Consider the following 10,615-nt stretch of genomic DNA (forward strand, 5'->3'; position numbering starts at 1 on the left):
TTGCGCCAGCGCTCCCACATTACCGCTTTCTGGCTTTCCGTGTAGTAGATCCGCCGTCTCTGTTTCATTTCAATACCTCCGCTGCTCTGGCAGCCTAGGGTATTGCGTCGACCGGTTGAATCCAAGAGGTACAACGGTCGCTCGTCGACTCGCATAGGGAGACGGGTGTTCGGCCATACACGACAATCAGGTACCGGCATCGATGAGGCGGCTACAGGTCACTTTCCCGACATTCGCGGATCGGCAGCCGCGAATAAGCGGATGCGTACTTGCGGCCCGAACCGGTCAAGCGAAGTCCCAGCCGGATGCCATAAAGCGTTAGTTCGCGAACCAGTGGCGTGCGACGCCTCTCGCCTCGCCAAGCCTCACTTACCACACTGTTCGAACGAGCGTCTCAATGAGCTGGCGTTGAGGATGCTCGACATCCAGGGGCCCGTCGAGCATGCAACCCTCGCGCAGCCTTAGCAAAGCACCAGGATTTTCCACCGCTTACGGATGCCGCGCCACTGCGTACACTGACCAGAAATGATCTGGCTGAACTTCCTCGATACGAAGCGTGCGGAGGCAAACGTGACTTTGCAACAATTGGAGACCTTTTTCTGGACGGTAACGCTAGGCAGTTTTTCGGCGGCTGCCGAGAGGTTGTATGCAACACAGTCCGCAGTGTCCATGCGGGTGCGCGAACTCGAGCGCACGCTTGGCGTTGAGCTATTCGATCGTACCCACAGAACGGCACGGCTCACGCCGAGGGGACGGGAGCTGATGGAATACGCCAGCCGAATTCTCGATTTGTCGACAGAACTCGAGCATCGCATCGCTGCGCCGGAATCGATGTTCGGCACGGTGCGTTTTGGTGTCGCCGAAGTCATTACGACAACGTGGTTGCCTGAACTGATACGCACCATCGCGGAGCGCTATCCCAACGTACGCCTTGAAATTGAGGAGGCGCTCACAGCAGAGCTCATGGAAAGCCTTGCGCAAGCCGAACTTGAGCTTGTCCTTGCGCCCGGTCATTCGCGTGCGCAAGAGCTCTCTACCTTGTCGCTTGGCGCGGTTGCCTTCGAGTGGATGGCGAGCCCCGCGTTGGGGCTTGAGGATCGCGTATACGGCCCGGCAGAGCTGGCGGGCTACCCGATCATCGGGATGAAGCCGAAGTCATTTCACTATTCGGCGATCGAGGACTGGTTCCAGAATGAACATGTGCGTGGCCGTTATCTCGCGCGCTGCAAAAGCGTAGCAGTGGCGGCTTCAATGACGATGGCTGGTATGGGCGTCGCGTACCTGCCAGCAAAATATTACGCGGGCGAAATAGAAAGCGGCAGGCTTAAAATCGTCACAACGTCTCCACGACTCGAACCTGTCCAGTTTGTCGCCGTTTTTCCCCAGGGACACTCCTTCTCGCTGGCCCGGACCGTGGCTGAACTCGCCCGCGAGGTGAGCACTTTCGATAGACAATAGGTGTCCGCAATATGTTGCGTTGCAACAAATCAGTTCAAGAAAGTTGATGTATGCACTCGAAAATTACTCGTTTGTTCTTATAGGTCGACGCATCTACTCTTTCTCTAAAGCAACGGCGCGCTGATCGACACGATCCGAGCCACCGAAGTTGCCATCCAGAGCAGCATATGGAGGAAGACATGAATGCAGTCACTCTGCACGAAGCCCCACTCGTGCGCCAGGATTCTATTGCGCCCTCGAAACTGCAGGTGCGCGTGCAGTCCGTCTCCTATCTGGCGGACGACATCAATGCGTTCGAATTTGTTAGCGTGGACAGCGACACGTTGCCTGCGTTTACCCCGGGTTCGCATATTGACGTTCATTTACCCGACGGCGCGATTCGCCAGTATTCGCTGTGCAATCCATCCACAGAGCGTCATCGTTATGTGATTGCCGTGCTGCGTGATCCGCTCGGCCGAGGCGGATCAGTGGCGATGCACGATGTGTTACGAGCCGGGCAGATCGTCACTGTGTCCGCGCCCCGTAATCATTTTGCACTGTCGAATTCAGCCACCCGACATATCTTCATCGCCGGCGGGATTGGAATCACACCGCTCATGTCGATGGTCGCCGAAGTTCAGCGTCGCGGCGAAGCATTTCATCTGCACTATTGCGCCCGCACGCCGCAACGAACCGCTTTCACGCGTGAATTGTGCGGTCTTGTTGCCAGCGGGCTAGCGTCGATCCACTACGACAACGGCGACCCCAGCAAGGGACTCGATCTGAAGGCGACCCTGCAAAGCCGTCCAGATGGTGCGCATTTGTACTACTGCGGCCCAGCAGGACTCATGGACGCTATCGAAGCGGCAAGCGGACACTGGCCGCGCGACGCTGTCCATTGCGAGCGTTTCTCCGCATCGGGCTCGCCGGTGCGGACAGCTGGCGACGATCCCGACACGCCGTTCGAAGTCGAACTGGCGCGCTCGAAGAAGCGCCTTACCGTGCATCCGGGTGAGACGATCGTCGATGCGCTGAAACTGCAAGGAGTCGAAGTCGACACCTCGTGCTGCGAAGGCTATTGCGGCACATGCATGACCCGCTATCTCTCGGGTGACCCACTTCACCGCGACTCGGTGCTCGATGAAGACGATCGGGAAGAATTCATCATGATCTGCTGCAGTCGTGCAAAGAGCGCGTCAATTGTTCTCGACCTTTAGTTCAGCGCTTCTGGTTCTTCACATTCAGCCGGCGCAGTGCAATGCGCTTGCTCAAAAAAACCCACTGGAGACGGTTTTATCATGAGCACATTCGAATATGTTAAGGATTGCTGGTATCCCATTGGTTTCTCATCCGAGTTTCCCGAGGGTGAATTGCAAGGACACAAGATAGTCGGACGGCCGGTCGTAATGTGGCGCTCCGATAAAGGTGAAGTCGTCGCATTCGACGACCGTTGCTGCCATAAGCGCTTCCCGCTCTCGCAGAGCAAACTGCTCGACGGCAGACGTTTGGAGTGTGCATACCACGGATTGTGCTACGACACGAGCGGACAATGTATTGCGATTCCTTCCCAGCCGGATAAGGCAATTCCTTCGCAAGCGCGTCTCAGCGTGGTCCCGGTGAAGGAACAGGACGGCGTAGTGTGGATCTGGCTGGGCAACCCCGCAGCGGCGCAACGCGTGGCGCCACCGCGCACGCCGGAGATTCTTGATCCTGCGAATCTTTCGATCGGTTCTCCAGGCCCACTGCACGTGCCCGCCAATTATCTTCTGCTGATCGAAAACCTGCTCGACATCACACATTTCTATCCATTGCACGACGGCAATATCGGCGACAAGGAGAACAGCAAGATTCCGGTGGAACTGGAAGAAGGCGAAAGCGAAGGATATACGTATGTAAAAACCACCCGACACGTCGACAGCTACCAGCAACCGCCGTATCTGAAGGAATGGTTTCTGTACGACACGGTAGAGCGGATTCATACGCATTGCATGGTGACCCCGGGACTCACGCGAGTCGTGATGCGCGTTGCGCCGCCAGGTGAACTCGGAACAGACAAGGAGCGCGGATACACACTGTTGCATCTCCATTTGCCGGTCGACGAGCGCAATCTGGTCTGGCGTTGGACCGTGTCGTGCAAGAACTGGCACAGAACCTTGAGCGACCCGACGATGCCAACGGCGCAACGCGTCGCGGAAATGTTCCCGGAAGTTGTCGCACAGGATCAGTGGGCGCTGGAGCGCCAGCAAACAATGATGGAGTTTCCGGACGACGGATATTCCGAACTCTTCCTCAAAACTGACAAGGCTTTGCGTCGCGCCCGCCAGATCCTGATGGGCCTTCAGCGTAAAGAGCGAGAGTTGCAGATCGTGCCAGCCGATAGACCGACCGCCGTCAAGGAGCCGGTCACGACCTGAATAGTTGTTTCACGTGGACGGCGTGGCGGGTGCCGGCTCCCGCCACGTGCGAGCGAACGTCCGGCACACCATAAGTATTTGGCTCAATGCCTGGAGACAAACCGTGAAAACTCATGAAACTTCGGCGCCGCTAGGCGTCGCATCGCCACCGTCATCACATGGCCGGCTTGGGGGAAAGTCGTTGATGCAAAGCGCGGTCGGTTCGTGCGTGTACCTCTTCGAACGACTGATGCCCGATCCCTTCGTGATTGTTATCCTGCTGACCGTCATGACCGCGTTATTCGCGATAGCGTTCGCGCCGAAAGCCACACCAGACGTAATTCTAAGCGGCTGGTACAAGGGGATTTTTGGCATCTTCACGTTTGCGTTCCAGATGGTGCTAGTGCTTGTGACCGGTTATGCGTTAGCGAGTGCCCCGATCATCAAGTCCGGTCTGGAACGCCTCAGCCGGCTTGCGGTCGGACCGTGTTCGGCTGTCATTCTGGTGTTTACAGTCGGTGCAATTGCGACGTTCCTCAACTGGGGCTTCGGACTCGTGGTCGGCGCCATGCTCTCGAAGCAGGTGGCAAAGCACGTACGCGTGGACTTCGCCTGGCTCGTCGCAGCGGGCTACAGTTCCTGGGTGCTGTGGGCGTTCACCGGTATGTCCAGTTCGATCGCGTTGTCGATTGCTTCTCCGGGCAATCCTCTGAATCTGGTTGAGCAGCATACGCACAGCGTCGTGCCTTTGTCTCATACGGTTTTTTCAACGTGGAATCTGCTGACTGGCTTTGCGGCGATGGTGCTAATCCCCGTCATCTTCATTCTGATGCGGCCCGCAGAGGGCGACATCATCGCGGCCGGGCAAGATGCGCTCGAAGCCGCTGACAAGACCCCTGATCTCGGCGACTCGTCGCGAGCAAACTCATTCGCCGGCATGCTCGAAGGCTCTCGTCTGTGTGCGTTGGTGTTCGTCGTGGCGGGCGCGGCGTACCTCGCCATTGAGTGGACGCGTCATGGCGTCAGCCTCGATATCAACACTGTGATTTTTATTTTTCTGCTGGCGGGCTTGTGTCTGCATGGAAGCCCACGTCGCTATGTCGGCGCGGTGACCGAGGCGGCGAAGGTGACCGGTCCGATGCTGCTTCAGTATCCGTTCTATGGCGGAATCATGGGAATCATGGCCGCAACGGGACTCGCGGAAGTGGTCGCCAATGCCTACATCCATGTCGCGTCGACGGCTACGCTGCCGTTCCTTAGCTATCTCGCGTCGGGGTTGATTACTTTGTTTATTCCGAGCGGCGGCGGCCACTGGGCGGTTCAAGGGCCTTTCACCATTCCTGCGGCCATGCATCTAGGCGCATCGTTGCCCGGCACGTCCATGGCGATCGCCGCTGGCGAGATGGCGGGCAGCCTGCTTCAACCATTCTGGGCGATTCCCGTAGTGGCAATCGCGGGCGTCGGCGTGCAGCGGGTGCTTGGCTTCACCCTGGTGATCTTTCTGACGGCCGGGAGCTTTGTCGGATTCGTCTATCTGTTCATCGTGCCGATTTTCGCCGGTACGTGATTCTGCGCACGAGCGCCTACTGACATTCCATGGGAATAGTAATGAATAACCAGCTCGCACTCGAGGGCGTGAGAGTCATCGAGATATGCAATGTGGCAGCGGGGCCGTTCTGCGGCATGCTGTTGGCCGACATGGGCGCAGACGTTGTCAAGATTGAGCATCCGGAAGGCGGGGACTCGTTGCGTTCATGGCCGCCGATCACGGACGGATTCAGCGAGAACTTCGCTTCTTTGAATCGCAACAAGCGTTCGATTACGTTGAACCTCAAAGACGCGGAAGACGTCCGTCTTGCCAAAGCGCTGATAGGTGACTCCGATGTGCTGATCGAAAACAACCGCCCAGGTGTTATGGACCGGTTAGGCCTTGGCTATGCCGCATTTGCAGGCATCAATCCTAGCCTGCTGTATTGCTCCATTTCTGCGTATGGACAGAGTGGGCCGCGATCTCAGGAAGGTGGTTTCGATCTGACCTTGCAGGCGATGAGCGGCATCATGAGTATCACTGGTGAGCCGGGCTGTGCGCCGGTCAAATGCGGTGTGCCCCTAGCCGATTTTTCTGCGGGTTTGTATGCCGCATTTTCGATTGCGGCTGAGTTGCGGCGCGTCGCGCAGTCGGGTCGGGGCTCGCATATCGACATCTCGATGCTTGGTGCGACGCTCGGCATTGCCGCGTTGCAGACGTCGGAGTATTTCGGCAGCGGTCGCGATCCGGTAAAAATGGGCTCGGCTCATCCGCGCAATGCGCCGTACCAGGTGTTTCGTTGCCGTGACGGCTACTTCGGCATGGCCGCCGGCAACAACGCTCTATGGGCCGCTGTATGCCGGGTGCTCGGTCATCCAGAGTGGACCGACGATGACCGCTTCACCACGCCGAGCCATCGCGCGCGTCATCAGGACCAGCTCAGACTCATGCTCGAGACAATCTTTGCCGACGAGCCCGCGCCATTCTGGCTCGAGCAGTTTCGAGCGGCCGGCGTGCCTTGTGCGCCGATCAACAATTATTCGGATGTGCTCGCCGATCCGCAGGTGGAGCACATGCAGTGGGTCCAGCCGCTCACGTTGCCCAACGGCGTCGAGACTCGTACTTTTGGATCGCCGATCAACCTGTCGGGGCACGGCTTGCCAATACGCCGTGCGCCACCGGGGCTCGGCGAACATTCGGAAGAGATCATTGCCGGTATCACCGCGCGCCATGCAGTGGAGAAACAATGACGGACCAGCTCCAAATCGAGAGAAGCGCGCAATCCTGGGCGTTCACGTTGAACCGTCCCGACAAGATGAATGCGTTGAACTCGCCGCTTGTCGAAGCGCTGTTGCAGGGCGTGGGCGACGCGCATGCGAGTGGCGCCAGAATGCTCGTATTCCAGGGCGTGGGAAGGAACTTCAGTGCGGGCTTCGATCAGGGTGACCTGGATAGCCAGAGCGACGCAGACCTGCTATTGCGACTGGTGAGGGTCGAGACATTGCTTCATCTCGTGGCGTCGTCCCCCTGTCTGACGGTTGCGTTCGCCCATGGACGCAACTTCGGCGCCGGTGTCGATCTCTTTGCGGCATGCCGGCATCGTTATAGCGCGGCCGATGCGAGTTTCCGGATGCCAGGCTTGCGCTTTGGCCTTGTGCTGGGCACGCGGCGTTTTGGCGACGTCGTCGGCTATGCAAAGGCTCGCGAAATTCTCGAACAGACCCGGCAGATGAGCGCAACGGAGGCGGCGGATATTGGCCTCGTCACGAGGCTGGTCGAAGCAGACGGACGCGCCGATGCAGTCGCCGAAGCGCTGCAGGTTGCCACACTGCTTGATCCGACGACGCAACAGCATCTGTATCGCGTACTGGAAAGGGAGCGGCCGGATCAGGATCTCGCCGATCTGGTTCGGTCCGCGTCGCGCCCCGGACTCAAATCGCGCATCCTCGCGTACATGAGCGAGCGCTAATGCGCCAGCTTTTTAAAGGTAACCAATGAAAACCAAAGCAGCCATCGCATGGAAAGCCGGAGCCCCGTTGACGATCGAAGAAGTCGATCTGGAAGGGCCACGCGCCGGTGAAGTCCTGATCGAAGTGAAGGCAACGGGCATCTGCCATACCGACTACTACACGCTGTCGGGCGCCGATCCGGAAGGCATCTTCCCGGCGATTCTCGGCCACGAAGGCGCGGGCGTGATCGTCGACGTCGGCCCGGGCGTGGGCACGTTGAAGAAGGGCGACCACGTCATTCCGCTGTACACGCCGGAATGCCGCCAGTGCAAATTCTGTCTGTCGCGCAAGACCAATCTTTGTCAGGCGATCCGTTCGACGCAAGGCAAGGGGCTGATGCCCGACGCGACGTCGCGTTTCTCGCTGGACGGCAAGCCGCTGTTTCACTACATGGGCACGTCCACGTTTTCGAACTACATCGTCGTACCGGAAATCGCCGTCGCGAAGGTGCGTGAAGACGCGCCGTTCGACAAGATCTGCTACATCGGCTGCGGCGTGATGACGGGTGTCGGTGCGGTCGTCTATTCGGCGAAGGTCGAGGCGGGCGCGAACGTAGTGGTGTTCGGTCTCGGCGGCATCGGCCTGAACGTGATCCAGGGCGCGAAGATGGTCGGCGCGGACAAGATCATCGGTGTCGATATCATCCCGGGCCGCATCGAACTGGCGAAGAAGTTCGGCATGACCCACTTCATCAACCCGAACGAAGTCGAGAACGTGATCGATCACATCGTGCAACTCACTGATGGCGGCGCCGACTATTCGTTCGAATGTATCGGTAACACCAAGGTAATGCGGCAAGCGCTGGAATGTACGCACAAGGGTTGGGGTCAGTCGTTCATCATCGGCGTGGCGGCAGCGGGCGACGAGATCAGCACGCGTCCGTTCCAGCTGGTGACGGGCCGCGAGTGGAAGGGCTCGGCATTCGGCGGCGCACGCGGCCGCACGGACGTGCCGAAGATCGTCGACTGGTACATGGAAGGCAAGATCAACATCGACGATCTGATCACGCACCGTCTGCCGCTCGAGCGCATCAACGAAGGCTTCGATCTGATGAAGAAGGGCGAGTCGATCCGCTCGGTCGTGCTGTACTAACGCGGCACTAATGCGTCAACGAACCAGCACAGCAAGGAGCATCGCGATGCTTGAACTCTTGTCGTCGCATGCCTGTTATGGCGGCGAGCAGCGGATCTACCGGCACGACTCGCAGACCATCGGTCTGCCGATGCGCTTCTCGGTGTATCTGCCGCCGCAGGCCTTGCAGGCCAATGCGAACGTGCCCGCGCTGTTCTATCTCGCGGGTCTGACCAGTACGGAAGAAACCTTTCCAGTCAAGGCGGGCGCGCAGCGCTTCGCGGCTCAGCACGGCATTGCGCTCATCGCGCCGGATACCAGTCCGCGCGGCGCGGGCGTGCCGGGCGAAAGCGCGGCGTGGGACTTCGGTGTGGGCGCGGGCTTTTACGTCAACGCGACGCAGCAGCCGTGGGCGAAGCACTATCGGATGTACTCGTATGTGCGCGACGAACTGCGCGAAACGGTGCTCGCGAATCTGCCGGTGGACGGTGCGCGTCTGGGCATCTTCGGGCATTCGATGGGCGGGCATGGCGCGTTGATGCTGGCGCTGCGCAATCCGGAGATCTATCGGTCGGTGTCGGCGTTCGCGCCGATTGCCGCGCCGATGCGATGCCCTTGGGGCGAGAAGGCGTTCAGCGGTTATCTGGGCGATGACCGTGAGGCGTGGAAGCAGTACGACGCTAGCGAACTGGTCGCGCAAGCGTCGCACAAATTCGCGGAAGGGATTCTGGTCGATCAGGGATTCGCGGACCAATTCCTCGCCGAGCAACTGAATCCGGACGTGTTCGAAGTGGCCTGCAAGGCCGCGGGACAGCCGCTGATGTTGCGCCGTCATACGGGCTACGACCACGGGTATTACTTCATCTCGACTTTCATCGAAGATCACATCGCTCATCACGCGAAAATCTTCTCGACAGAATTGTGCCGTTCAGAAGAAAGAATCCCAACAGGTTAGCAATGCATTTTTCGTCAAACTCAACCCACTCTCACTCTCAAAGGAGACGTATATGGCAGTCTTTACTCACTTGACTTTAGGAACAAACGATCTCAACAAAGCACGTTCGTTTTACGACAGCGTGCTCAGCAAGATCGGGCTGAAGCGCATTGCCGATCTCGGCGACAATGGATCGATCTGGGGCAAGGAAACTCCGTCCTTTTTTGTAGTGAAGCCGGTCGATGGGAACCAAGCGACCGTTGGTAACGGCGTTACCGTTTCTTTCGAAGCGCCCGATCGATCTTCTGTGGATGCGTTCTACGCCACGGCCCTGGATGCCGGCGCTCGTGACGAAGGCGCGGCCGGTCCGCGCGGATGGGCACCAAACGCATATGCAGCCTATGTGCGCGATATGGACGGTAACAAACTTGCGGTGTATTGCTTCAAGCCGGTCTGAGCGTCCTGTTGCTGCGCCGGCGCGGCATTTATGTATGCCCGCCGGCGATCGCCAGCATTGTCCGTCTCGTCATCAACCCTGTTGGTTGGCGCGGTAGTGTCTCGCCATTAAATTCGCCAACCGGGCCTTGGAAGGCGCGCCGGAACGCGACTTCTTTAAGGAGCTTCTCGGAAGTTCTTCTGTACGTCTGTGCCTTAGGGCGGAGGGAGCCCTTAGGCTGGTGCATGGTCGCTCGCCGCACCAGATCTGCATTTTCTTGCGAGTTACAACAGGTGTTAAATTTTGGTTTTGGTGCCGACGACGAATGGCTGGTCTAGAGCGGGGAGCAGGCATAGCACGGTTAATGTCCGAACGTCAGCTCCGGCCGATGAATGAGCGTTCGTCCTTTACGATTGGATGACCGGTTACGGGGCGGAGCCGACGCTTGAACGTCCGACCGACGACGCATGTGAGCGGCGGTTTGTGGCCGCTTGTCGTCGGATGGGCGCGCGCGAGCTGGGACTGCGAAGCAGTCGGCGATGCTCAAAGAGGGGAAAGTTTCGTGTGCTACAGATTTGCTACAGCAATGATCTGACGGGCCTTGCGCCTGTCATTTCACCCCCTGAACTATCGCCGCCCGAGAAGACCCGGCAAAGTGACTTTGAGCGGCCCAGTTCGACCTTGGATTCAACCGGTCGACGCAATACCCTAGGCTGCCAGAGCAGCGGAGGTATTGAAATGAAACAGAGACGGCGGATCTACTACACGGAAAGCCAGAAAGCGGTAATGTGGGAGCGCTGGCGCAAA

General features: G+C 58.7%; 9 protein-coding genes. All 9 read left to right on the forward strand.

Annotated features, from left to right (window positions below; genetic code table 11):
- Window positions 1-525 precede the first annotated feature (525 nt).
- The gene (locus FSO04_RS43745) at window positions 526-1,458 is read left to right on the forward strand and encodes a LysR family transcriptional regulator (protein ID WP_154567549.1); all 933 of its coding nucleotides are present in this window, start codon (window positions 526-528) and stop codon (window positions 1,456-1,458) included.
- Between the two features lie 179 nt (window positions 1,459-1,637).
- Window positions 1,638-2,654 (forward strand): PDR/VanB family oxidoreductase, encoded by a 1,017-nt coding sequence (locus tag FSO04_RS43750; protein ID WP_166618385.1) that lies wholly within the window; start codon window positions 1,638-1,640, stop codon window positions 2,652-2,654.
- Between the two features lie 81 nt (window positions 2,655-2,735).
- The gene (locus tag FSO04_RS43755; RefSeq protein WP_154567551.1) at window positions 2,736-3,851 is read left to right on the forward strand and encodes an aromatic ring-hydroxylating oxygenase subunit alpha; all 1,116 of its coding nucleotides are present in this window, start codon (window positions 2,736-2,738) and stop codon (window positions 3,849-3,851) included.
- Window positions 3,852-3,954: 103 nt separating this feature from the next.
- Complete coding sequence (locus tag FSO04_RS43760; protein WP_233465429.1) at window positions 3,955-5,397, forward strand: short-chain fatty acid transporter; 1,443 nt, start codon at window positions 3,955-3,957, stop codon at window positions 5,395-5,397.
- Between the two features lie 41 nt (window positions 5,398-5,438).
- Complete coding sequence (locus FSO04_RS43765) at window positions 5,439-6,608, forward strand: CaiB/BaiF CoA transferase family protein (RefSeq protein WP_154567552.1); 1,170 nt, start codon at window positions 5,439-5,441, stop codon at window positions 6,606-6,608.
- Window positions 6,605-7,327 (forward strand): enoyl-CoA hydratase/isomerase family protein, encoded by a 723-nt coding sequence (locus FSO04_RS43770; RefSeq protein WP_154567553.1) that lies wholly within the window; start codon window positions 6,605-6,607, stop codon window positions 7,325-7,327. Before FSO04_RS43765 ends, FSO04_RS43770 begins: the two co-directional genes overlap by 4 nt.
- Before the next feature lie 25 nt (window positions 7,328-7,352).
- Window positions 7,353-8,459 carry an S-(hydroxymethyl)glutathione dehydrogenase/class III alcohol dehydrogenase gene (locus FSO04_RS43775; protein ID WP_154567554.1) on the forward strand — a complete coding sequence of 369 codons (1,107 nt, stop codon included), beginning with the start codon at window positions 7,353-7,355 and terminating at the stop codon, window positions 8,457-8,459.
- A 46-nt stretch (window positions 8,460-8,505) separates the two neighbouring features.
- The gene (fghA, locus tag FSO04_RS43780; protein WP_154567555.1) at window positions 8,506-9,393 is read left to right on the forward strand and encodes an S-formylglutathione hydrolase; all 888 of its coding nucleotides are present in this window, start codon (window positions 8,506-8,508) and stop codon (window positions 9,391-9,393) included.
- A 52-nt stretch (window positions 9,394-9,445) separates the two neighbouring features.
- Window positions 9,446-9,829: a VOC family protein gene (locus tag FSO04_RS43785; protein WP_154567556.1), complete on the forward strand. Its 384-nt coding sequence runs from the start codon at window positions 9,446-9,448 to the stop codon at window positions 9,827-9,829.
- Window positions 9,830-10,615 lie beyond the last annotated feature (786 nt).

Origin of the sequence: Paraburkholderia madseniana (assembly GCF_009690905.1) — a bacterium.
In the GTDB taxonomy this organism is placed as follows: domain Bacteria; phylum Pseudomonadota; class Gammaproteobacteria; order Burkholderiales; family Burkholderiaceae; genus Paraburkholderia; species Paraburkholderia madseniana.

Coding starts and splice junctions, on each gene's coding strand:
- FSO04_RS43745 (WP_154567549.1), top strand. CDS start 526: ATGATCTGGCTGAACTTCCTCGATACGAAGCGTGCGGAGGCAAACGTG.
- FSO04_RS43750 (WP_166618385.1), top strand. CDS start 1,638: ATGAATGCAGTCACTCTGCACGAAGCCCCACTCGTGCGCCAGGATTCT.
- FSO04_RS43755 (WP_154567551.1), top strand. CDS start 2,736: ATGAGCACATTCGAATATGTTAAGGATTGCTGGTATCCCATTGGTTTC.
- FSO04_RS43765 (WP_154567552.1), top strand. CDS start 5,439: ATGAATAACCAGCTCGCACTCGAGGGCGTGAGAGTCATCGAGATATGC.
- FSO04_RS43770 (WP_154567553.1), top strand. CDS start 6,605: ATGACGGACCAGCTCCAAATCGAGAGAAGCGCGCAATCCTGGGCGTTC.
- FSO04_RS43775 (WP_154567554.1), top strand. CDS start 7,353: ATGAAAACCAAAGCAGCCATCGCATGGAAAGCCGGAGCCCCGTTGACG.
- fghA (WP_154567555.1), top strand. CDS start 8,506: ATGCTTGAACTCTTGTCGTCGCATGCCTGTTATGGCGGCGAGCAGCGG.
- FSO04_RS43785 (WP_154567556.1), top strand. CDS start 9,446: ATGGCAGTCTTTACTCACTTGACTTTAGGAACAAACGATCTCAACAAA.